At 65.1% G+C, this 23,027-nt stretch carries 24 protein-coding genes; 14 read left to right on the forward strand and 10 right to left on the reverse strand.

Annotated elements, in window-relative coordinates; all coding sequences use genetic code 11:
• Positions 1-14 precede the first annotated feature (14 nt).
• Both NF4_RS11875 and NF4_RS11880 read right to left on the reverse strand, forming a co-directional pair.
• Positions 15-965, reverse strand: a complete 951-nt coding sequence (locus tag NF4_RS11875) for an SDR family NAD(P)-dependent oxidoreductase (RefSeq protein WP_063127302.1) — start codon at positions 963-965, stop codon at positions 15-17.
• 157 nt (positions 966-1,122) lie between these two features.
• On the reverse strand, positions 1,123-1,671 hold the full coding sequence (locus NF4_RS11880) for a hypothetical protein (protein ID WP_063127303.1): 549 nt from the start codon (positions 1,669-1,671) through the stop codon (positions 1,123-1,125).
• Between the two features lie 20 nt (positions 1,672-1,691).
• On the opposite strand from NF4_RS11880, the gene NF4_RS11885 reads away from it, so the two are divergent.
• Entirely contained in the window at positions 1,692-2,459 is a 768-nt protein-coding gene (locus tag NF4_RS11885) for a Tn3 family transposase (protein ID WP_063127304.1), read from the forward strand.
• 24 nt (positions 2,460-2,483) lie between these two features.
• On the opposite strand, the gene NF4_RS11890 is transcribed toward NF4_RS11885, so the two are convergent.
• Complete coding sequence (locus NF4_RS11890; protein ID WP_063127305.1) at positions 2,484-2,852, reverse strand: MerR family transcriptional regulator; 369 nt, start codon at positions 2,850-2,852, stop codon at positions 2,484-2,486.
• Between the two features lie 75 nt (positions 2,853-2,927).
• On the opposite strand from NF4_RS11890, the gene NF4_RS11895 reads away from it, so the two are divergent.
• Both NF4_RS11895 and NF4_RS11900 read left to right on the forward strand, forming a co-directional pair.
• Positions 2,928-4,175 carry an MFS transporter gene (locus NF4_RS11895; RefSeq protein WP_084533049.1) on the forward strand — a complete coding sequence of 416 codons (1,248 nt, stop codon included), beginning with the start codon at positions 2,928-2,930 and terminating at the stop codon, positions 4,173-4,175.
• Between the two features lie 93 nt (positions 4,176-4,268).
• On the forward strand, positions 4,269-5,363 hold the full coding sequence (locus NF4_RS11900; protein ID WP_063127306.1) for a Gfo/Idh/MocA family protein: 1,095 nt from the start codon (positions 4,269-4,271) through the stop codon (positions 5,361-5,363).
• A gap of 38 nt (positions 5,364-5,401) precedes the next feature.
• On the opposite strand, the gene NF4_RS11905 is transcribed toward NF4_RS11900, so the two are convergent.
• Together NF4_RS11905 and NF4_RS11915 are read right to left on the reverse strand one after the other, a co-directional pair.
• Positions 5,402-6,334, reverse strand: a complete 933-nt coding sequence (locus tag NF4_RS11905; RefSeq protein WP_232330420.1) for a tyrosine-type recombinase/integrase — start codon at positions 6,332-6,334, stop codon at positions 5,402-5,404.
• Positions 6,335-7,082: 748 nt separating this feature from the next.
• The gene (locus NF4_RS11915; protein ID WP_198165304.1) at positions 7,083-7,511 is read right to left on the reverse strand and encodes a spore-associated protein; all 429 of its coding nucleotides are present in this window, start codon (positions 7,509-7,511) and stop codon (positions 7,083-7,085) included.
• Positions 7,512-7,556: 45 nt separating this feature from the next.
• On the opposite strand from NF4_RS11915, the gene NF4_RS37715 reads away from it, so the two are divergent.
• Positions 7,557-7,757, forward strand: a complete 201-nt coding sequence (locus tag NF4_RS37715; protein ID WP_157120195.1) for a hypothetical protein — start codon at positions 7,557-7,559, stop codon at positions 7,755-7,757.
• Positions 7,758-8,801: 1,044 nt separating this feature from the next.
• Here NF4_RS37715 and NF4_RS37720 read toward each other — a convergent pair.
• Together NF4_RS37720 and NF4_RS37725 are read right to left on the reverse strand one after the other, a co-directional pair.
• Positions 8,802-10,178: a hypothetical protein gene (locus NF4_RS37720; protein ID WP_157120197.1), complete on the reverse strand. Its 1,377-nt coding sequence runs from the start codon at positions 10,176-10,178 to the stop codon at positions 8,802-8,804.
• 18 nt (positions 10,179-10,196) lie between these two features.
• The gene (locus NF4_RS37725) at positions 10,197-10,943 is read right to left on the reverse strand and encodes a hypothetical protein (protein ID WP_157120199.1); all 747 of its coding nucleotides are present in this window, start codon (positions 10,941-10,943) and stop codon (positions 10,197-10,199) included.
• 752 nt (positions 10,944-11,695) lie between these two features.
• Between NF4_RS37725 and NF4_RS11930 the strand changes: the two genes are divergently transcribed.
• From NF4_RS11930 to NF4_RS11970, 10 genes are all read left to right on the forward strand, one after another.
• Positions 11,696-12,154, forward strand: coding sequence for a hypothetical protein (locus tag NF4_RS11930; protein WP_063127311.1), 459 nt, complete (start codon positions 11,696-11,698; stop codon positions 12,152-12,154).
• Positions 12,155-12,645: 491 nt separating this feature from the next.
• Positions 12,646-14,082 (forward strand): hypothetical protein, encoded by a 1,437-nt coding sequence (locus NF4_RS11935; protein ID WP_157120201.1) that lies wholly within the window; start codon positions 12,646-12,648, stop codon positions 14,080-14,082.
• A 343-nt stretch (positions 14,083-14,425) separates the two neighbouring features.
• Positions 14,426-15,031 (forward strand): DUF6789 family protein, encoded by a 606-nt coding sequence (locus tag NF4_RS11940; RefSeq protein WP_063127313.1) that lies wholly within the window; start codon positions 14,426-14,428, stop codon positions 15,029-15,031.
• A gap of 94 nt (positions 15,032-15,125) precedes the next feature.
• Entirely contained in the window at positions 15,126-16,238 is a 1,113-nt protein-coding gene (locus NF4_RS11945) for a hypothetical protein (RefSeq protein WP_157120203.1), read from the forward strand.
• Positions 16,239-16,287: 49 nt separating this feature from the next.
• Positions 16,288-16,812: a hypothetical protein gene (locus NF4_RS11950; protein WP_063127315.1), complete on the forward strand. Its 525-nt coding sequence runs from the start codon at positions 16,288-16,290 to the stop codon at positions 16,810-16,812.
• A gap of 69 nt (positions 16,813-16,881) precedes the next feature.
• Positions 16,882-17,349, forward strand: coding sequence for a hypothetical protein (locus NF4_RS11955; RefSeq protein ID WP_063127316.1), 468 nt, complete (start codon positions 16,882-16,884; stop codon positions 17,347-17,349).
• 607 nt (positions 17,350-17,956) lie between these two features.
• Positions 17,957-18,589, forward strand: a complete 633-nt coding sequence (locus NF4_RS11960) for a hypothetical protein (protein WP_063127317.1) — start codon at positions 17,957-17,959, stop codon at positions 18,587-18,589.
• Positions 18,590-18,655: 66 nt separating this feature from the next.
• On the forward strand, positions 18,656-18,895 hold the full coding sequence (locus NF4_RS11965; protein ID WP_063127318.1) for a hypothetical protein: 240 nt from the start codon (positions 18,656-18,658) through the stop codon (positions 18,893-18,895).
• A 531-nt stretch (positions 18,896-19,426) separates the two neighbouring features.
• Positions 19,427-19,591, forward strand: coding sequence for a hypothetical protein (locus NF4_RS37730; RefSeq protein WP_157120205.1), 165 nt, complete (start codon positions 19,427-19,429; stop codon positions 19,589-19,591).
• 319 nt (positions 19,592-19,910) lie between these two features.
• A complete protein-coding gene (locus NF4_RS11970; RefSeq protein ID WP_084533050.1) occupies positions 19,911-20,900 on the forward strand; it encodes a DUF1173 family protein in 990 nt (329 codons plus the stop codon).
• Here the strand turns inward: NF4_RS11970 and NF4_RS11975 are convergent.
• The 3 genes from NF4_RS11975 to NF4_RS11985 all read right to left on the reverse strand — a co-directional run bounded on the left by NF4_RS11975 (position 20,897) and on the right by NF4_RS11985 (position 23,002).
• Positions 20,897-22,141 carry an RNA polymerase sigma factor gene (locus NF4_RS11975; protein WP_063127320.1) on the reverse strand — a complete coding sequence of 415 codons (1,245 nt, stop codon included), beginning with the start codon at positions 22,139-22,141 and terminating at the stop codon, positions 20,897-20,899. The genes NF4_RS11970 and NF4_RS11975 overlap by 4 nt on opposite strands.
• The gene (locus NF4_RS11980; protein ID WP_063127321.1) at positions 22,138-22,530 is read right to left on the reverse strand and encodes a YciI family protein; all 393 of its coding nucleotides are present in this window, start codon (positions 22,528-22,530) and stop codon (positions 22,138-22,140) included. The genes NF4_RS11975 and NF4_RS11980 overlap by 4 nt, the downstream gene beginning before the upstream one ends.
• Positions 22,531-22,651: 121 nt before the next feature.
• Complete coding sequence (locus NF4_RS11985; RefSeq protein WP_063127322.1) at positions 22,652-23,002, reverse strand: UBP-type zinc finger domain-containing protein; 351 nt, start codon at positions 23,000-23,002, stop codon at positions 22,652-22,654.
• Positions 23,003-23,027: the final 25 nt, after the last annotated feature.

Here is a 23,027-nt window from a genome sequence, read left to right on the forward strand (position 1 = left end):
TCCGGCCTACGGCCTCACGCGTGGGCGGTCCGGCCGCCGTCGACCGACAGCCGCGCACCGGTGAGATAGGTGTGCTCGGGGGAGGCGAGTGTCAGGGCGAAGGCCGCGATCTCCGACGCGCTCGCCAGCCGGCCCAGTCCGGGAACATTGGATTTCGCCCACTGCTTCATGAAAACCTGCCACGCGGAATCGGGCAGGGCTTCCATCCCCGCGGCGCGCCGGACCAGTTCGGTATCGGTGGTACCGGGCAGCATGGCGTTGACACGGACACCGTCGGCGGCATAGTCCAGTGCCGCCGACTGGACCAGCCCGATCAGGGCATGTTTGCTGGCGGTATAGGCACCTTTGCCGGCATCGGTGGCGATGGCGTTACTCGAGGAGGTCACCACGATCGTCCCGCCACCCGTCCGGATCATATGCGGGATCTGGTATTTCATCGCCAGGAAAACGCCGCGCAGATTCGTGTTCACGACCCGGTCGAATTCCGCGGCGCTGTATTCGTGCAGCTTCTTCTGTACCGTGATCCCCGCATTGTCGAACGCGATATCCAAGCCGCCGTACCGGCCTACCGCCGCGTCGACGAAGTACCGCATCTCGTCTTCGACGAGAACATCGGCACGGTAGTAGGTCGCTTCGCCGCCCGCGCGCCGGATCTCGTCCTCGACAGCGCGGCCGCGATCTTCGCGGCGCCCGCAGAAGGCGACCCGGGCGCCTTCCGCGGCGAACTGCCGTGCGGCCGCGGCACCGATACCGGAGGTCGCGCCGGTGATCACGACCACCCGATCGGCGAACCTGCGCGCGGTGCCCGGATGCACAGCCGGCGGATTCGAGCCGGCGCCGAGCGCGATCCCCGAGGCGAGACCGGCGGCACCCACGGCCAGGCCGGATGCGGTCATCGCCCCCAGCAGGGCGCGTCGGCTCTGCGCCGGACGTGTGGTTTCCGTTGCTGTCTTCTCGTCGGTCATGGGGCAACCGTGCCGGAGCGGCGCGGTCCGCGGATCGGTTCGCGGGCCGCCCGCAGCGGCCGAAAGGAGGAGACCGCTCCTGCCGGCGGAGGAGTCGCGCCGGCGGACGGCCCGGGCATCATAGGGGCGTGACGGTGTGACGCGCGGAATCGACTGGCTACTCGATCCGCGGCAGCTGCCCGTGCGGTTGCTGGTTCTCCTGGCCGCAGCGGTGGGGTGCCTGCTCTTCCTCACCGATGCGCCGACCACGACGGACTGGGCGCTCGCCGTCGCAGCGGTCCTGGTCACGGCGGGCTCGGCATGCCTGCCGCTGGCGACCTCGCTGGCCGCGACCGGTGTGCTGATGCTCGGGTTCACGATCGGGGAAATCGGCCCGGTAGTGCCGAAAGTCGCGGCCGCGCTCGCGCTGGCCGAGCTCGCGGCCCGGCGCGGGGGCGGGTCCGCGGCGCTCGGCGGGTTCGCCTTGGCCGCCGCCTACCTTCTCCATGCCGAGGGCGGTCCCGCGGCGACGGTGTATCGGGCGACGGTCATGGCCCTGCTGCCGGTGTTGCTGGGCGCGGTGCTGCGGACGACGCGTGAGAGCGCCGCCCGGGCCCGCCGAGAGGCGGCCGAGCTGGCGCATCGGCGGGAAACGGAGGTGGTCGCGGCGCGCGCGACCGAATGGGCCGCGATCGCGCGTGAACTGCACGACCTGATCGCCCACCACCGCGGGATTCGCTGCACGCCGTGGATGTGGTGTTGCGCCAGTCCGGCGGAACGGTGCCGGAGGCGATCATCACCGATACCGGCTCCTACAGCGATATCGTGTTCGGGCTGCTGCACCTGCTCGGGCGCCAGTACCGGCCGCAGCTGGCGAACCTGCCCGATCAACGGTTGTGGCGCATCGACCCGGCCGCCGATTACGGGCCGCTGGACAAGGCCGCGCGCGGTCGGATCGATGTCGAGCGGATCGGCCGGCACTGGGAGGATATGTGCCGGATCGCGGTATCGATCCACACTGGTGAGGTGTCCGCGCACGAGGTCACCCGCATGATCTCCCGTGATGGGCAACCGAGCGCGCTCGGGCATGCGGTCGCGCATTTCGGGCGGATTTTCAAGACCTTGCATGTGTTGCGGCTGGCCGACGACGAACCCTACCGTCGCGAGATCAAAGCCCAAGCCAATCTCACCGAAGGCCGCCACGACCTGGCGCGCCGGATCTTCCACGGCCGCAAGGGCGAGATGACGCGCATCTACTACGAAGGGATGGAGGACCAGCTTTCCGCGCTCGGTCTGGTGCTGAACTGTGTGGTGCTGTGGAACACCGTCTATATGGATCGGGCACTGGCCGAGCTCCGTGCTCAGGACTATCCGCTCGACGATGCTGATGTGGCCCGGCTTTCGCCGTTCATCAGGACCCATATCGGTATCGACGGGCACTACAGCTTCCACCTGCCCGATCTCGGTGGCACACACCGGCCGCTGCGCGATCCCGATGCCCCGGATGAGCAATGAGTGGGTGGCGCGGCGGGTGGCCGGTCAGTGTGGGATGGCTTCGCGGACGGCCTGCATGTAGCTGTCGATGGCGTCGCGGTTGCGGGTGAGGCAGGTGATGCGAGCGGTCATCCGGTCGCGCTGCTGGGCGAGCAGTTCCAGCAGCGCCGGGTCGGCGTCGGAGACGACCACGGTGCGGGGTTTGTCCAGACACGGCAGGATCTGTTTGATGATCCGGGTGGGAATACCGCTGTCGATCAGGCCGCGGATCTGGGTCACCCGGTCGATGAGGTAGTCGTCGTAGACTCGGTAGCCGTTGGGCTCCCGTCGTGGTTCGATCAGGCCCTGCTGCTCGTAGTAACGCAGTGAACGCGCTGGGGTTTCGGTCCGCTCCGCGAGCTCTCCGATACGCATGTGTCCATCCTCACGACTTCTCCGGTGCCCCCTCGTTTGACCTTGACACAAATGTCAAGGTTTGACCATGGCAGCATGACATACGCGCAACCCGCCGAGCAGGCGGTGGTCTCGGAGGTGCGGGCCCGCGGCGGGGGTGATCAGCTCCCTTTGGCCGGGCTGCTGGCGCTGAGCACCGCCGCATTCCTCACGATCATGACCGAGGCCCTGCCCGCGGGGATCCTGCCCGCCATGAGCCGCGGGCTGGGTGTCACCGAGTCCGCGGCGGGTCAGACGGTCACCGTGTACGCGGTCGGTTCGTTGGTGGCTGCGATCCCGTTGACCGCGGCGACGGCGGGGTGGCCGCGCAAGCGACTGCTACTACTCGCGCTGGCCGGGTTCGTCGTGGCGAACAGCGTCACCGCGGTGTCCGATGTGTTCGCGGTGACGATGGTGGCGCGGTTCCTCGGCGGTGTCGTGGCCGGGTTGCTGTGGGCGATGATGGCCGGTTACGCCCGCCGGATGGCGGCACCGCATTTACGTGGCAAGGCCACCGCGATCGCTTTGGCCGGCACCCCGGTCGCCCTGTCGATCGGCGTGCCCGCGGGGACGTTCCTGGCCGATCTCGTCGGCTGGCGCTACACCTTCGCCATCATGACCGTGCTGACGTTGGTACTCGTCGTCTGGGTCCTGGCTGTCGTGCCCGACTTCTCCGGGCAGGCCAAGCGGACCCGGATGCCGCTCCGGCAGGCAACAACCCTGCCCGGGGTGGTTCCGGTGCTGGTCGCGGCGCTGGGTTTCGTGCTGGCCCACAACATCGTCTACACCTACATCGCGCCTCTGCTCGACGGCACCGGTCTGGCCGCCCGGGTCGACACCGTGCTGCTGGTGTTCGGGGTCGTGGCACTGGCCAGTATCTGGATCACCGGGGTCCTCATCGACCGCCATCTGCGCGGCCTCGTTCTCACCAGCTTCACTTTGTTCGCGGTCGCGACCCTAGGCTTGGGCCTGTTCACCGGCACCGCATGGCTGGTCTACGCCTCGGCCGCGCTCTGGGGCCTGGCCTTCGGCGGGGCCGGGCCACTGCTGCAGACCGCCGCCGCCGAAGCGGCCGGCGCGGACGAGGCCGTCGATGTCGTGCAGTCCCTGGTCGTCACGACCTGGAACATCGGCATCGCCGCCGGCGCGGTCCTGGGCGGACTGCTGCTCAGCGGCATCGGCTCGGCGGCGTTGACCTGGGGGGCGCTGGTCATCCTGCTCATCGCCCTCGCCGTGGTCGTGACCGCACGTCGGCACGGCTTCCCTGATCCGACGCGGCGCAGCGAACGCGAACCGGTCGGGTGAAACGCCACCGGTCGCGGCACCTCCCGTAAACCCGCAAACCACCAGACCACACTGGGCTCCACCGCCGAGCCCGCACACACCGAGGAGCAGAACATGAGCGAACAGCGCATCCGAGTCGGGATCATCGGCGCCGGCGGCTGGGCCCGCTACGGGCACATCCCCGCACTGCAGACACTGCCGGAATTCGACGTGACCGCTATCTCGGCGCGCCGGAAGGAGTCGGCGCAGAAGGCGGCCGAGAAGTTCGGTATCCCGCACGCCTACAGCGACCCGCACGAGCTGATCAACGACCCCAAGGTGGACCTGGTGGCGGTGGTGACGCCGTCCCCGGAGCATGCTCCCTTCGTGCGGGCCGCGATCGAAGCGGGCAAGGACGTCTACAGCGAGTGGCCGCTGACCACCCGCACCACCGACTCCGAAGACCTGCTCGCCCTGGCCGAGAGCAAGGGAGTGCGCCACCTCGTCGGACTCCAGCGCCGCCTCGGACCCGCCAACCGCTACGCCCGCGACCTGCTGGCCCAGGGCTACGTGGGCGAGGTTCGCGCCGCCCGCATCTCGGTCGGCGTCGATGCGTTCACCCCCGTCATGCCGGGCGCGGTCGCGTGGACCTTCGACGTCGCCAACTTCACCCACGTGCTGTCCATCTACGGCGGGCACTTCCTCGACGTGCTGTTCCAGCTCGTCGGCCCACCCGAAGAGCTCACCGCCCTCACCGCGATCCAATTCCCGGAACTCACCGTGGCCGAGACCGGCGAAACGGTTCGCTCCGCCAAACCCGACGAGGTCATGGCCATCGGCACCCTGGCGCGCGGAGGCCTGTTCTCCGTGCAACTCGAAGGCGGCCAGAAGTACCCCACCGGACTGCAGATCGATATCACCGGCACCGACGGCGTCCTGCGTATCACCAACAACCGCGCCTTCGAGAACACCGAGGACAACACCCTCCACGGCGTCAACACCGCTGGCGGCAACGAAGGCACTCTCACGGTGCTGCCCGTACCCGAGCAGTACCGGACCCTGCCCGCCAACTCCCTCGACGAGAGCGTGCAGGATCTGGCCCACCTCTACGCCGCCTACGCCCGCGACAAAACCCACGGCACCACCGAAGCCACCACATTCGCCGACGCCCTCACACAACACCACCTCATCGACCGCATCCAGCGATCATCCGAGAAGTTCCCGGCATAACCGGCGTATCGCCCGGCGCGCCCTCCTCTTCGGAAAGCTCATCGGGGTCGATGAACTCGACGTCGCCGCGTGGCGGGGTCGCTGTCGGCTTGATAACGCCGTAGCCCCTCGTCGGAGACCCGCGCGTATTTGGCGAGGCTGCGCACCGAGGTGTGCCCCGACAGCTTCATCAGCACCGGAGTCGACGCGCCGTCCTCCGCGGCATGGGTCAACCGGGAATGCCGCAACTGATGCAGCGTGTACGGGCCGCCGTCGAAGAGGCTGGTGTGGTCTTCGAACAGCTCAGCGGCGCGACGATAGGACAACCTGGCGCGTCCCGTCGACGGGTCTATGTCGTTGACCGCCACCGATGGCCGCGCCTTGCGGTCGGTGAGGAACAGCGGCCCGGATCTGCGGCCGGCCAACATCCGCGGCAACAGCCGGGCGGTACCGGTCTGCCACGCAATGACCTCCCGGGCCCCGCCCTTTCGGGTCACCACCGCGCACCGGTTCGCCGTATCCAGGTCGGGGACATCCAGCATCAGCACTTCCTCGGCGCGAGCTGACGATTCGTAGAGCAGATGCCACAGCACCCGCTCCCGCAGCGGAGCCTCCGATGCCAAGATCTGGGCGACCCGGTCCCGACTCAAGGCCTTGCTGGTGTCCGGCGGCGCAGGCCGCGCCCGCAACCGGACCAGCGGATCACCGGTCAACCAGCCCTGCCCACGCCAGTACCCGCACGCCGAAACCAGCGCGGTCAACCGAATGTTGAACGTCTTCGCCGACTTGCCACCCCACACATAGGTGAACCAGCCACCGACCCGATCCGGCGCCGAACCCAGCAGCGCCACATCGGTATCGGCGCCGAAATCGGCCACAAGCCGATCCAGCGCCGCCGCATAGGTCGCGCGAGTGTTGAGCACGGTGATCGTGGCCAGATAGATCCGCACCGCATCGGCCAGCCGCACGCCCGTGACCGGCCTCGGCAGCATCCTTACCCGCCCCATCCCGTCCTCCCCACCGCTATCGCAGATAGTTTCCCGAGTCGCAGGCCTCCGAACTACTCATAACGCCAGGGCAATTCGGAAGTTACCGCACATAGTATGCCACTATCTGCGGTAACCCCTTAGCGTGACTTTTCTCGTGGATGCTCCCGGACCCCCGTGCAGCGGCCGCTCCCTCGGGATCTGCGCGCTGCGTGACGAGCGCCGCTACCACCCCGATTGCATGAACGTGCTGCTCTGGCTCGAGCTGCTACGCACACAGGAAAGGCGAGCTCACCGATGGCCAAATGACGCGATGCCTGGCTGCTGCGGCCGCCAACCTGGCGACCACGGTGACGAACTCCGACATATTGGCTGTGCACCGCAGCGACGACCCAAACGCCCTAATCGTGGTTCTGCTTCGCGGATCGAAAGCAGCGATCAGCACCGCAGACATGCACGCTGCAGTACAGGCTGCCTACCCGAGCGACCCCATTACCGCTGCCTATTCCGGGTGATACCCCAAGGCGTCGACCTCGCAGACGATCCCGAAAAGGCCGAAACGGTCCGGGCAGGGTTGCGATATCTCGACGCTATCCACGCCTCCCCACCAGCCGAGTAGCCGTACAAAACGAGGACGGGACCCACACGCTTCCGGTTAGCGCAGGTCCCGTCCTTCATCTGCACATCAGCGACTACGGAAGACGGGGCCGTGTGCGGCGACCCGGTGACGTGGCGGGCGGCGAGGAAGCGCCGGTCACCTCATGAAGGTTTCCCGATGCTCCTGCTGCCCGCAGTTGGAGTTGTAGATCTGCACGTATCTGTTGCCGATGTGGCCGCCCCAGTTCACGCAATGGCCTTTGCCGAAGACGTAGGCCGGCTCCGCGTGCGAGGTGTACTGGCCATAGTCCTGAGCCGCGTTTCCGGTGTCCGGGACGTCGATCCACGCAGACATGGCCACAGCGTTTCCGGGTTTGTTGCGGATCGTTGCGACGCAGTTCTGGCCGTTCGAGGAGTTGTACGTCAGGTAGACGGTGCCCAATGAGCCTACGGCCATCGAGTTCACGGTCGTGTAGCCCTTTCCACAGACTCCCTGTGGTGTTGCGGCAGAGGCGGGTGCCGCCAAAGCGCTGGTGATCCCCACCAACAGACCCCCCAACGCAGTGAAGGTCAGGGCAGGGCGCATGAATCTCACTGTTCCTCCTCGTGGAGCAATCATCAGAACCTGTGGATGACCGGGAAGGAGTACCTCCCGGATGGTCTGAAAATCAACGGGTTCAATGCTCCCGGCGCGCCAACGCCGAGCGGGGAGGTACATCCCATGCTCAAAATAATCGACGGTGACGCCGAAACCAATCAAGGCGGTGTGGCGGCCGGAGAGGCGCATTCACCGCTCGACGAGGTCGCGCGAAAGCACTCGTCGGATACTTGAGGCCGCGTCGGGGGCCGAGGTCGCCGTTTAGGGGGCAGTGGTGCAGGTGAACGGAATCCGGCGCTAAGGGCGGCAAGGCCCAGTTCGGGGCGTATCGGGTGAGGGTCAGTTGTTGAGCTGTTCGCTCTCGACCAGCTCGATCAGCTCGGCAGGCACGCAGTCTTCGAAGCCGTCGTGCGTGGCGATCCGTGCTCGCCAGAAAGCTGCGCGCATACGGAATCTCCGCACTGCCGGCGCGGCACTCAGCCCGGGCCGCCTGGGCCAGCGAAATTCCCAGTCCGATTGCGGCCGATCTCCTCGGCATCAACATCACCACAGCCACCCAGTGGGCCGCCCGGTCGAAACGAGACTGGACCGACTATCTCGCTGCCCGCACCGAGACGGCACTTCGATGACGCAACCCGACCTCGGACCTCCACCGGGCGAGCCCTCGCTCCACACCATCGGTGACTGCGGCGAACACGACGCTGAGCAGGCTCGACGCTGTCTCAACCCCCTCCTGCGCCCGGTCCTCGCCGAGGGCGAGATCCGGTACCACAACGAGAACAACCTTTGCGACAGGTTGGGGCGGTGCTGGCGAACTGCGGGGTATCTGTTGGGCCAGGAGGTACCCCTGGCCCCGGGGAACAGGATCGACTTCTTCGCAAACTTCTCGATCTACCACCCCAGCTACCGGAACTACCGAGTCGGCATCGAGGTCAAAGTCGGTGGCCCACAACGCGAAATCGCTCGTCAATTGCTTCGCTACACAGCGGCTAGCCAATTGGATTGCCTGCTGGTTATCACGACGGACGTTCGCCACTCGTTCAACTGGCTTCCACACCCGCCTGACGTTCCGTTGTTCCTCTTTCGTCTGCACGCACAACGCGACCGGCGCGCGACGCCGGTGTGGTCCGGTCAGCTACGTGGTGCACGGTGGGGACACCGCCTGCCGCTACCAGATCGGTGACTAGATGACCGACACCAACGCCGAGTCACCGAATGCCGCATCCATGGAATACCGTCACGTCACCAGTCAACTTCAGGAAACGACCAGTTTGCAAACTACTGTTGCCGATTAGATATCTCGAAATTAATGTCAGCGGTGTCGGGATCGCCCTTGTGGTAGTCCACCAAAGACATTTTTACGCCAGGCAGTGACGAGTCGCGCAGAACGTTGAACTGTTTGGAAGCATGGTCGACGCGTTGAGTCTCATCAAAAAGATTTCCAGTGCATATCACCTGCACGGAATTGTCGTCCATCCATGTGCATCGAATGATGAATTCGCCGTTTGTGTCGCCAGCTTGGGTCGTGCTGAGGATCTCCCTGCTCGGCGAGCTCGGACTGACATAGACCTTGTCCGAAAAGTTTATGTGCTTCCATTTATCCTTACCGACAAGCTTGTAATCCTTGACGGAAACCCGGCCGCTTACCTCCACTACCCTTAAAAACTCGGGAGGAACGCTGGCAAGAGTCATCGGAATCAGCCGTAGATCCGGGCCAACGCCATGGAAGTGGTCATTGTGCTTGTCTGCACGATGGTGCAGATGGCAAACAGACCAGAATACGATGTCACTGTCAGTGCACGGTCCGTTATTTGGGTAGGATAGCTCATCCATGGCTTTTTTCGGCCAATCCCGATCTTCTTCGGGGCGATATTTGCGCACATAGCCGTCGATGCTGGAGAAGGGCGTTGGGCCTGTGACCCCTTCGCTGGATTCTTCTCCTGGTGGGGTGATAACTGCTTCAGCGGGCTGGCGTATGTGAGCAACAGTCGGAGGCTGTGTGCTGGTGATGCGGTACTCGATATCCCTACCAAAATCATTGTTGACCAACGACCCTTCGCTATTGATATCGGCGATTAGACTGTTTCCAAACATTTGTCTATAAAAGACTGCAACCCTTGCTATTTCTGGCGTGCCTAACGCAAAGTCGAATCGCCAGTACGGGTTATGGTCATGGTCCATGTTGCACGATAAGCCCATACTGTATACGCGCGGCTGAATAACTCCGTCGTCATAGAGAGTGTACTCCTGGAGAATATGGTAGGCGCCTATGCGGGCGTATACTGATGTCTGGAAAGCGTCCACGCCGTTTACTGATATCGCTTCTGCTCGGAGGTATCTCTTACCTTCGTGTTGGGTCGGCTGCTTCTCCAGATGGTACGGGCCGCTGAAAGGGTTTAGATTCTCGCCAAAATCTTCGGTGTCCCATTCAATTTGATCATTGTACGGACCGCACCCACCACCTGGCAGCTTTGGTTCCAGGAACCAATTTTGGTCTTCGACGTACTTGACTCGGATCACAGGGAGGCAGAGTTTATTGAACATCTTCTGCCCTCGGAAGTATCCATCGAGGAGGCATAGTCCTTGATGGCCGAATACTCCGCAGTCGAAGAACCAGTCGCCCCAAATCTTATGTAGTACGCTACTTTCGCTCATCGGATTCTCCTGAGCTACCTAGCTGTTTGACTCTCGATCAACCGAAGTTGGAACGCATCGGCACGGCGGTGCTGCTCCCGACAGAATCACCGACTGGAGATTCAGGTCGACGACGGCGGAGTACAACACAGGTAATTCCCGCTTGAGATCGTCTTGCTCGGTGAACATCACCAGGATGCACCGATGTCCTTGGCTGGACCCTTCCGGGGGAACCTGGAGGATGCCATGGGCTGCGAGTCCGTCGATCTTTCCACGGAGAGTCGGATGGGCTCGCGCAACCGCAGTGGCCTGGGCAATCTCGATTGGAGCCTCCGGACTCTCGTGTGCCTCCTTCTCCTCGATAGAAATCACCTGTTCATCTTCGACAGAAATTTCGATGAGTTGATTGGTGGTGTAGTTGAAGATTGCCACGTGAACTACTCTGGGTATGGAATGAGCGTTTCTTCTTCGGGCAAAAGGTTGACAGCCCAGCACTTCCCACCGTCCTTTGAGATACTCCTCAACCTCGGGGTGGTAGAGCGCAACCTCCAAGCTGCTTCGTATGTCAGAGGGACTGACGTACCTGTCGGAGTATGCTGAGAGAGCGGCACTGCCTGCGGTTGCTCTCTTGAGGCGCGGCGGCCATCCTGCATCCCTGTCTATTTCTGTATCAATTCTGATTTTCGAAATTGCTTCCAGCATGCGGCTTTCAGCTGGCGATATTTGAGCTGCATCAGAGCGTGCACGATCTTCCACGTTACGGTGCGTATTCGTATCGGAGACCATGTCAAATCCTTGGATGGGTAGCCTTCATGGATTAAACAGCCTTCAATCAATGCAGGCGCATTTCGCGCATGGTGCTAGCGTCTCACCAGGATCCAACGGGCAATGAGACCGGTCTACTTGCATCTTCCTCCTCCGCTGAGGCAATGTCACCGATGGTTAGAATTCCTAATCTCTGACGGCGCACGGGAGAGAAGATCCCACCGAATCGTCACAGTGACAATGCTCGGCGAGATTTACCGGGGGATGGGCCGGTATCCGATCAGTACAGTCTTCGGGTCGTGGTTATGGGAGCCTGCGCTCTTTGTCCCCCGCTCGGTTCGGAGCTTCGCTATATCGCGGCCTCGCACTGACGCGCGACGCGACCCGACCATACGGGGCGATGGATCGTCGACGTTCTCGACCACTGGATCGTCGAGGTCCGACCACTTGACGCTCACCAGAAATTGGGTGTTCCACACGACGTGATCACCGCAGCCTGCGCACCGCAGGCACCCCAACCGCAGCCAAACCCCGCCAGGCCTATGCCACCGACTTCGACCGGGCATTCCGCCCTCGGACGATTCCGTGCCGATCACGTCTGGGGCCAGCGCCTGGATCTCCTGGGTCACGGTGGCCGGGGGGATTACCTGCCCGGAACCGTTGCCCGGCCTGCCATGAGAACTCGGATCTCCCCTCAGGCCGCATCGCCACGAGCCCGGCAGATCGTGCGCGAGACCAACGGATGTGTCGGATCGAGGGCCTACCATCGTTCGATGGCCTATGACGATGTCGCCGAGCGCTCCTATGAGCCTCTGACCGAAGACCACCTTCGCCGCCTGGCCGAGTTGGCGTACGAAGATCATGCTGAGCTGATGCGACGCCACCCTCACCTGCGGGTACTCCGGGATCGGGTCCTTCTGACCACCCTGTGCCAGGGCGGCGCGCTGCACTGGGTAGACGGAAAGAACGGGGTGAAGGACCTCGACGTGTTCACCTTCTACGCCAGGCATCCCGAGCAGCCGTACCCGCCGCGTCGGAGGAAGCGCGGGGACTTCGGTGCGTCCGACCTTGGACGACATCCTGCGGATGTCGGCTACTCCGGACGCCGTATCGACTTCATGGGCAAGGATCTCGATGTCCCGGTCGATGCCGATCCGGTAGATGCAGTGCGTTCATGCCTACGCGGCCGATGCACAGAACGGCGTGGCATCTCTCGCGAAAGGCGGTGGTAGTGATTGACCCGCGTCATCTTTTCGGCCATGTCATTTGGCCCGAGTAGATTACTTTGGTGGTCAAGCCGGGCAGCGAGGTTGGTGATGGACCCCACCGGTGTTTCACCGAAGACCGCAGGTCTGGAATATCACCATCGCACCAGTCAACTAGGAAAAGCGACCTCGAAGAGGCCCGGAACGCTCGCGGCCGCGCGGTCATAAACGGCGACGGGCTGCGATCGGCGCGCTACCTGCGCTATCTGGAGCGACTTCTACAACCGGCTCCTGGCAGGCGCCATACGCCATCCCGCGCTCGCAAGGTTCGTCGACCTCATGCACACCCCGGCAATCGTTGCACTCAACAGCGTTGACCTTCAGAACCGACGGATGCGCTGGACTGTTTTCGAAGATCCCGCCCGCCCGGGAGTAAGCCGCGAGCCTCCCGTTGGAGGCCGCGCCACGGAGATACGGTGTCCGCGTCAACCCATGGCCTACCGAGGCGAGGCGATTGGATGCTGATCGCAACGAAACATGTTGTGGTGCAGTTTATTACGCTGATTGTTCTCGTTGCCGGCGCGGTGGTCGCAATTCCGCCCGCGCCCGCAGACGCGTCGACGCTACGACGGGTCGCGGTTGTCCCTTTCCTGTTCGAGGGTCAACCGGTGCCCTATCCGATCAGCGACGTCGAAGCCGCGGTTTTCGGCAACGGCGTCAACAACAACGGACTGTCGGTGGCCAACTATGTCCGCGAAGACTCCTCGACCCTCACCACTTCCGGTGGCGTCGAGGCTGCCGCGGCGATCGTGGGCGATGTCATCGGTGGTGGCAGCTGGATTCGGACGCGGGCTCGGGCCACCGACGGTGCCGGCCACTGTTTGCACGTGGCAGGTGGCATGGAAGAGTGGCGGAACCAGATTTATGCCGTGATCGACGAGACGGTGCTCGACAACTACGACACGGTGCTGTTCCTCGGGGCGCACCCGTGTTTGGAATCCGATGGGTATGGTCCCCGGGGGGAGCCGTGGGTGATGGTGCGGCGGGTAGACGCCTGGTGGACCATGCGCTTGATCCTCCACGAGTTCAATCACTCGATCGGTCTGCATCATTCCAACCAGTTGCGGTGCACGGCCCCTGACGGGCAGCCGGTGCCGATCTCGACCGACTGCTCGGTGCACAACTACGACGACCCGTTCTCGGTGATGGGTGACTGGAGATTGAAACTGAACAACGCCGTCCACATGGCCCAGCTGGGCTATCTGCCGATGTCGAACATCTCCGCACCCGACCGCGGCACACCCGGAACGAGTGTGACGATCCGCCTGACCCCGGCCCATCCGATGCTGGCGCCCGTGCCGACCGTCAGCGGTCAGCCCTTTTTGCCTTATCTCACGCTCGAACCGCGCTACCAGATGATCCAGATCGATCGGTGCAGGACGGTGATCTGCTACAACGTGCAAGACGGCCGCCGGTTCATGTACCTGGAGTTCCGCCAACCCTACGGGGTGTTCGACCAGTCACTGGCCAGCGACGAGGACTTCACCGAGTCCAGTGACGTCGCCCGCGGGCTCACTGTCCGGCTCGGCCGCTCCTATAACGAGTCGCCGAGCGTGAGCAGCATTGAGGCGTTGGTGCTGGTCGACACCAACCCGGTCTCGCCCGGTACTGAGGGATCTCGTGACGATTTCCTCGACGCACCACTCGCCCCGGGCGAGAGCCTCGAGGACCCGATCGGCGCGTTCACCATCACGCATGCCGGCTCCGGGATCGCGGCCTACGGAACCGCCACCACCCCCTACATCGACGTACGAATTACCTGGCGCCAGCCCTTCCCCTTTCTACTGCCGAACCTGCGCCTGCCCTGCTTCCTGCCCGGCACGCTCATTCCCTGCCCCTGGCCAGGCCCCGGCCCGGTACTGCCCGGCTCGTTCCTGTCCGGCCCGCAGAGCTGATCGACAGCCGGAGTGAGGATGGAGCACGCCGGGTCGTCGCCTGCGCCGCTGGTGCCGCGTAGACCTTGCCCTCGGACCCTGATCGTTCAGCCGTCGCGCTCCGCCGACCCGGCCCTCGGGCTTCACGATCATCAACGGTGGGTCGAGCTTGAGCGGTGCGTCGCGACGCCGCCCCGCCGAACTATGTCCGCGCCGCAGGCATACTTGATACTGCTATCGGGCAGCCTGCACGCTCAAGGGTTTAGCCTGTGTCAGAATCGACACCATGTCGGCCAGCGTACGGTCCGCCGATCGGCGGTTTCGTGCTCAGTTCCTTCTACGTATCACGCTCGGCGCAACATGCATGGCAACCGGCGCCGCGCTGCTCGGCTACTTCCTGACTGGAGTGCCGCTGTGGGCCGGTGTGGGTGGAACCGTGGGTTTCGCCGTGGGCGCTTGGGCGGTGTTGTACCAGTACCTCACGTCCGAGTCCAGGGTGGTCTTGGCACACCGGGTACGCATCGGGTTGCTGGCCGGTGCCGCGGCCACTGCAGCCTACGATCTCAGCAGGTACATGCTCGTCGCGGTCAGCGGCTCGAATGTCCGGCCCTTCGCGGCGTGGCCCCTGTTCGGGGAACTGCTGGGGGCAGGGCCGCGCACACAGTCGGCGGCGCTGGTGGTCGGGTTCAGCTATCACCTGGTTAATGGCCTCGGATTCGCCGTGGCCTTCACGGTCGTACTCGGCGATCGGGGCGTACTTGCCGGTGTGGCGTGGGCGCTGATTCTGGAAGCACTGATGGTCAGCTTTTACCCGGGCTGGTTGGGCATGAAGGCGTTGGCGGAGTTCGTCAGCGTTACGATCGTCGGGCACGTGGTATACGGGATCGTCCTCGGGTTCCTGTCTCGCCGATTGGTGCGTCGAGATCCGCGCGCAGGGCCGATGGCGGCGCGGCCGACATCGCAAACCTGATGGACCGGTCGGCCACCGCTGATGCCTTCTCCTATCGGCTCGAAGGTTCGGAGGTACTGCCATTAACGCAGCGGCCCAGATCGTATGGCTGCGATTGCCATTGACGGCGGCACGGGTGTGGCCCGGCGCGGGTATCGCCCTGGCCGACGGCCACTACCTGGTGCGCTGGCCGCTTGTCGCGGTGCTGGCGGGAGTTCCGTGTTTCCTCGTGGGCGTCGCACTCGGCGCCACCCACCCCGGTGAGGTATATAGCTACAGCGTGCTGGTGATCGCTGTCTTCGGCCTCATCGGACAGTTCGGTGCCGCGTTCGGACTCTGGGCCACGACCGGCTACGCGTTTGGTGATCTTGTCTTGCACGTTCCTGCGACGGTGTATGTGGCCGAAGAGGAGCGCCTGCGAGTAGTGGTTCTGCCGATGCTGCTCAGCTACGGCGTGCTCGCATTGTTCACCGTAGTCGCACCGTTGACCGTGCTGGGGGTGCGCATGATGGTGCTCGGCGCCACATGGCTACCTCGCCCGGCCGTGCGGTGGGTCGAATGCGCGGCGGCGGTCCTCACCGCCGGGCTGGCCGCCTACACCTGGGCTCGGACAGCCCCGATGCTGTTGCGCCCGATATTCGTCTGGTCCGGCAGTGTGCCCACCGTCGATGCCGTCGCACCCTTGCAGCAGCGGGCTTGGCTCCTTGTGGTGGTCGTCGGCGCGACCGCCGCGGCGCGGGTACTTCTCGATCGGTGGGCATTGACAGGACGAGCGGCCACCTTCTCGCAGATCCTTTGGGCTGGGCTGGGCGTCGAAGTGGCCAAGGGCCCACGCAGTGGCGCTCTCGGACTCGTCCTGGTGCTCGTTGGAGCGATCGGCGCCACATTCCTCCTGGCCGGCCTCATCAGCGGGTACGTGCAGGCGACCGCCGTGTTCCTATTCTTCGTCAGCCTGCTGGCGGTGCGACGACTGCTCCTCGTCCGCGCGCCGCAAGCGGTAGCAGTGCTCATGAAGGTGCCCTTCCTGATCCGGTTAGCGGCCGGCGTGTGGGTGGGATACCTGGTCGGCAAGGTCGTCATTTCGTACTTCTGGACCCGAACGGAGACGTTCCTGCCGGTGTTGGCCAGCGCGTGTGCGGCGATCGCCGTGATAACCCTGCTGACGCTGCCTCCGCCTGGCAACCCGTACAGGGAGCTGCCGCGGCCCCGTTCCCGTCACGGGGTGTGATCCCGTGTCCGCCCCGAGGGCCTCCGCCGCCACGACGACTGGCCGCACCGTGACCGGGCGAGGAACTCGGTGGCCCGCACGGCTGTCGACGCTGCTCGGCATCATCGGGCTCGATCAGCTGGCCGCGGCACCTGCCCGCGCCGACAACTGCGGCGGCATGTCTGACTGCTTCTTCACCCTCGCAAGTGGTCTGCTCGTCGCCGCGTTGCTGGCTCTGCTGTTGGCATTCCTGATCGGCTCCGGTGGCACGGGCCTGTTTGCGCTCGCCAGAGGAGGTGCCCTCGCCTCCACCGCCGCGAGGACGACGCTGACCAACGCGGCCGCGGCAGCCGCCGCCGCGGCTGCGGCTGCCGCTGCAGCCGGAACCATCCTGCAGATGTCCTCGAGCGGAACCCCGGGGAACAACCAAGCGCAGAATAAACAGTTCAACGATGCCGTCCGACGTGCCGAACGCGATCTCGGCCGGGAACTGAGCAAGGACGAAATCCGTAGGGTGCATGATGAGATCACGGGCCAGAACCTGGGTTACAAGGAGATCGTCCAGATCATCCTGGATATGTTCGGCGGTGGCTGACCGATGGCCAGTCCCGCACACCGATCCGCGTCCGGGGTGTCCGGAATTCGAACAGGAGCGACCAGTGCGATGAACCCGTCCCCGAACGATCTCGCCGTATTCGAACAAAGAATCACCGCAGTCTATGGACAGTCGGCATGGGGTACGAGGCTCGGCACCGGCAGTTTCCTGACTGTCGAGTTCGGCCCTCAACGGCCGGATTCGGCTTCTGGTGGTCGTCCCGGACGCCCTCACGGAATCTTTCATCTCTGGGTCTACTGCTCCGCGTGGCGGATCGAAACACCGCAGGAGGTACTGGCCAGTTCCGAGGCCCCCCGAGAAAAGATCGAGGCTGCGGTGCAAGTTTTGGACGGTCGCCCACTCGTAAACGTACAGGTGGAGCGTCCTTCGCTGTCGATCACGGCGACCTTCGCCGGTGATGTGCGGTTGCGAACATTTTCGATCTTCACGGACGAACTCGACCACTGGATGTTCTATATGCCAGACGGCGCGGTATTCACCGCCGGCCCGGGCTCTAGCTGCTCCTGGGGACGCTGAGCCCACAGGCCGAAACTCGACAGCTCGGCCCCGAGCTGGGGGAAAGCGAGTCCTCGAGTATGTGATGGCACCAGTCGTCGGTCTGGTGACGATGACGATCCGACTGCTTCTGACCCGTCGCCGTCTACGGCCGGGGCAGCGAAGACGATCAGTGGCCAGCTGACCAACCGAACCATCTGTCCGACAGGCGTGCCCCACCATGGGGGGTCGTCGGGCCAGGTGGACCCGGCGAGGGTCGATCACCGTCTGTGCAGCGACCAGGTCGTTCGTCGCTGCACAGTTGCGCGGCCATTCGCGGTTCATTCTTATCCGTGACCACCGGCGCATGCCAGCGGCCTGAGCGACTATGGGCTATCACTGCCGCTCAAGCAGACTGGAGCACGTTGACTGACGCATACGGTGAGCTACCGAATACTGCAGGCGCGGAATACCGCCATGTCACCAGTCAGACAGGGAAAGTTGCATTCGTTGCATCACTGCACAAACTGCCCAGTGACACGCCCGGCGGCCGATGCGCGGATTCGTGCTTGCCCGAAAGCTCGGTGAACAGTGGTTTCTCGGCAGATAGTGCATCGGGAGCGACAGCTCCGGCGATAGGGTGACCGCCATGAACGGCGAACATATCAACACCGCCCAAGCATGGCGGGAATTCGTCGCTGCCCCCGAAACTCCCGGGGTCTCCGTCTTCGTCGATGACTGGGTATGGAGCAATATCGAAGTGACCATCGAGGTCAACGGGGCGCGCGACTGGCCGGCGGCCTCCCGCACCGCGATCGCGGTGACCGGGGCCGATTCCGACGCTCTTGTGCGTGAATTCGCTGCCCGGATGCACCGCGCCGCGCTCGACACCAGTGCCGAGGTGGAGCACCCGGTGGCGTGGGTCGATCTCGCGCCCGCGCCGACGATCGCCGAGCTCGACCGGGCAATTTGCGGCTTCTTCGGGCAACAGACCCGGCGCGGGGAAATCCATGCCGGCGTGGACTGCTTGTCCGCGCACCGGACCAGCCTGCTGGTCCTGGCGGGACTCGACGGCGGGGCCCGGGGATGGCGGTCGCCGCACGGGGAAACCACCAAGGCCCGCATCATCGAGTTGACCGGCCGCTTCACCGGAACCGTGATCCTGTGCGGTGATCGGCTCGACGGCCTGTTCGCCGGCGAGGACCCGATCACCAGCCAGTTGGCTTCCCGGACCATCGTGCTGACCACTGATCCCGAGCAACCACCGGCGCAGGAGCTGTGATGGCCGAACAGATCGTCGTCCTGCGCCCCCGCTGCCCCACTCGAGTTCGTCGCCTCAGCGTGCGCGGTGCTGGCAGGACAGGTCAACCGGCTACGAGTAGCCGGCCCCGAGCAGGGCAGCCTGGTCGAGGTGTACGCGGAAATGGTGCTCGCCTATGCCCGGCTGCGGCGCCGCGAACTCGACGACCCGGTACGGATCCAGATCATCGATCACCTCACCGAACGAGTCGACCAGGCCCAGCTCGGGCAGATCGGACTGGCGGTGGCCGACCTCGCCGACCGGCTCCACGCCGAACTCACCCGCTGATCGACCGGCCGACCGAGTGAGAACCGACCCTGCAACCGTGACGATAGGCGTGACACCGTGACGGCTAACCGTCATGGTCATCATCCCCGCGCTCGCGGTGGAATACCCGCTTGTACTGCGTCGATGGCCGCCCGCGGCGGGCCCGGAAGTCACGCTGTCGGCACGCTGGGCAACAATGCGTTGCGTCGGCACGGAGGTGACCACCACCGGGGTAGATCCGCCACCCACAGCCGGGGCAGATGAGGCCGATCTCGGGCTCGACACCAGTGACCAGCGCGCGGCCCTCGGCCACCAGCCGCTCGTATGCCCGTTCGCGCCGCTTGCGGGCGCGGTAGGCACGGGCTACACACCGATTGCCGCAGTAGCGGCGGCGCGGATTCGCGTCGCGCGGGAGGGCGGTGCCGCAGCTGGCGCAGCGCCGCCGGGAACTACGGCGCGCCACGTATCGATCATCCCACGCGGCACTTTCGCGCCACCGGACGACTCCGTGCCGAGCGAGTCTGGGACCAGCGGTTAAGACGAGGGACAACAATGACGTGGACCCCCGCACACGCGATCATGTCGCTCGAGCTCGGCCCCGATCTCAAGTTCCTGGCCCGTGTCACTCCCACCATCGGCGATCCATCGCTGGCCACCGGAAAGTCTTATGCGGCAGCGTCGGTGGCCTCGGGCTCGTTGCGTGGGGGCAGGCGGTAGCCGGTCAGCGAGGCCCACCAGCGTTGCCGCAGAGTATATCCGGACCGTGCGCGGAAGGTTCCCGCAACGGGTCTGTTCGCCCTGGTAACCGCGTCCCAGTACCGGCGCATCATGTCCGTGCTGTCCATCTCGATGCCCTCTTTTCGGCCGATGCGGTCGCTTCAGCCGATTCTCGCATCAACGTGCGGCGACGTCCTGTGGTCATGTCGGTCTGCACAGGTCTCCGCACCAGAAGTCGCCGGTTGCTGCCAGCGCCGCGCAGTCAGGGGTCCCGCTACCGTTGATGTGGTGAACTGCGCGACCGCAGGCGGACCAGCCAGTGCCACATGCTGATTGGGTCGAACTGAACGGCCGCCGGGTGCCGTTGGCCGCGGTGCGGGACGAACCGGACCACTACCTAAAGCTGCTCTCGGCCGCACGAACGCACAAGGCCGCCGCGTGTCTGTGCCTGACGCCGGCACTGCCACTGGTGACACGATGCAGTCAGACCACCGGACGGCACCACCTTGCGGTCTGGCCGGGCCAAGGGCCGAGGCACGCACCCGAATGCGCTTTCCACCGGCTCGACCGCACGATGAGCGGTCAGGGCTCCTACGAATCGGCCGCGATCCGCGATACGGCTGACGGCACGATCGCGGTCCGGTTCGCCGCACCACTGATCAGCAAACCCGGCCAGGACCGCCCGCAGTCGGTGGACCAGCAAGCCTGCCCCGGTCTCGGCCGCCGATCGGTTGGGCTGCTGGGCCTGCTGCATTACCTGTGGGAGGAGGCGAAGCTTTCGGCGTGGCGCCGGGGAGCACGGGGCCGCAGGTGGGCCGAGGTGTCCGCCGCGCTGACCGAACAGCTCGCGGGCATCACGATCAGCCGCCGACCCGCCGAATCGGTGCTGCATGTGGTCCCGCCCTATCGCCCGGAGTCCGCCGAAGCCAACCTCGCCGCGATCGATGAGTTCATCGCCTCGCTGCGCGCCGACGCCAACCAGATCCGGCGCGGGTTCGTACTCGGCGAGATCGCAGGGATCCACAAATCGAAATTCGGGTTCCGTTTCCAGCTCGCCCACCAGAACCCGAGCCCACACCTGGGCATTTACCTCAGCCCGCGGCTCGACAACCGGCTGCGGCGCCGCTACCGGCACCCCTTCGCCGCGGCCGCGGACGTGGTGGGCGGCCGCCGAGTCGGACTGTTCTACATCGAACGTTCCACGGGCGGATTCGCCACCGCCGTCGATGCCGCGGTCATGCTGACCAACCGCGCCTACATACCAGCCGAACGGCCCAACCCGCACCGGGAGCTGAGAGCGCGCGTCTAGCCTGGGCCGGCGAGGCGACGCACACGATCGTTGAGGTACCGCTGTTCGGGGACGCTTGCGGTGAGTTGAGCGGCCCGCCGATAGCTGTCGATGGCACCGGTCGGGTCGCCGATCATTTCCAGTAGGTGTGCGCGTACCGCGTGGGTCCGGTGATGACGCCGCATGGACGGGTTGTCGAGAAGGGGTGCGATCAGGTCCAAGCCCTGTTTCGGGCCGAAGGCCATGCTGATGGCGACGGCTCGGTTGAGCGTCACGACCGGGCCGGGTGCGACTTGGTCGAGCATGGCGTAGAGGATGCTGATCTGCCGCCAGTCGGTGCTCTCCCACGTGGGTGACTCCGCGTGCACGGCGGCGATCGCCGCCTGCAACTGGAACCGGCCGACATGGCCGCGGGGCAGGACCCGCTCCAGGATGGCGACACCTTCCGCAATCAGGTCCCGGTCCCACCGGCAACGGTTCTGTTCGGCGAGCGGGACCAGGCTGCCATCCTCGGTGCGGGTCGCCGCTCGGGAGTGGGTGAGCAGCATGAGGGCCAGCGCGCCCGCTACCTCGTCGTGATCCGGTATCGCACAATGCAATTGACGGGTAAGCCGGATCGCTTCATCGGTCAAGCTCCAATCCACTAGTGCGCCACCAGCGGAACGAGTGTGGCCCTCGGTGAACAGTAGGTGGCACACGTCGAGCACGGACGCGACGCGCGAGGGCAGGTCCGGTTGGCTCGGGAGCTCGAACACCGCACCGGCCGACCGCAGGGTCGATCGGGCCCGGGTAAGACGTTGCGTCATGGTGCGTTCCGGAATGAGGTAGGCGGCGGCGATCTGAGCGGTCCCCAGACCACCAACGGCATGCAGGGTCAACGCGACCTGCGAGGAGCGGCTCAGACTCGGGTGGCAGCACAGCACGAACATCTGCAGCAGATCGTCGCCGTCGCCCGCCGTCGCCTGATCCGCCGACGGCGCGAGGCACGAGTCACCAGGCTGTGCGACGGCCACAGCCTCCTCGCGCCCGGCCCGTGCCCGGTCGGCCCGCAACCGGTCGATCAATCGCCGCGACGCTACGGTGATGAGCCAGCCCCGCGGATAGGCGGGCACCCCGTCGCGACACCACTGCACCGTCGCCGCCTCGGCCGCTTCCTGGGCGGCATCCTCGCAGTCGCCGAGGTCGCCATGCCTGCGCAGCAGGGCAGCGAGGACGTGCGGCGACTCCCGCCGCCACACGTCCGCCACTACCCGGTTGCTCACTGGTCGTCGCCGCCCGGCCACATCGTGGGCCGCAGTTCGACGGTTTCGCCCGGACCGGCGAACTGCGCGGCGATCTCCTCGGCGCGGGTGTGGTTCTCCACGTCGATCAGGAAGAACCCCGCCAAATGCTCCTTGGCCTCCGAATACGGCCCATCGGTAACCAGCGGTTTCCCGTCACCCCACCGGTACAGCCGCGACGACTCGGGCGCCCCAAGTGCCTCCCCCGTCATCAACTCACCCTTCTTCTGCAGCTCGCCGAGCAGCTTCTCGAAATCGGTGTTCAGCCGATCTCGCTCTTCCTGCGACATCGCCTGGTACTCGGGCAGGTAATCACCTGTCGGATGTCCCCAAGGCTGCGGATTGGAGTGAATCAGGATCACGTACTTCATCACGGCTCCTTCGCGATCGTGGATGCGCCCAGATGACCCATCCTTATCCGAAACGTCGGAGCCCACGCCATGATGTCGACATCGCTGTTGCGCTCGCTTACGCGGCCCGCGGCTGACGGGCTCACTGGTGGAGGTGGGTAACCCAGTCCTGCGGTACCCGCCCGGCCGGGCCGGGCGCGCTCTGCTCGATCGGATGGTGCTCGGGCGCGGCGAGCTCGGGACCGCTTTCGTACATGACCTGCTCGCCGTAGTCGTAGAACCACTGCTCGCCCGGTTCGAAACTGCGCACGAACCGGTGCCCGGACGCCGCGGCATGCGCGCTGGCGTGCTGATTCGGGGAGGAATCGCAGCACCCGATGTGCCCGCACTGGGCGCAGCGCCGCAGGTGAAACCACCAGCCCGCCGGGTTCATGGCCTCGCAATCGGCGCAGCCGGTGCCACTGGGCGCGGCGGCGGGATCGACTCCTTGCATGAAAGAACTCCTTCCGGGCCGCCCG

Origin of the sequence: Nocardia fusca NBRC 14340 (assembly GCF_001618425.1) — a bacterium.
Taxonomy (GTDB): Bacteria; Actinomycetota; Actinomycetes; order Mycobacteriales; family Mycobacteriaceae; genus Nocardia; species Nocardia fusca.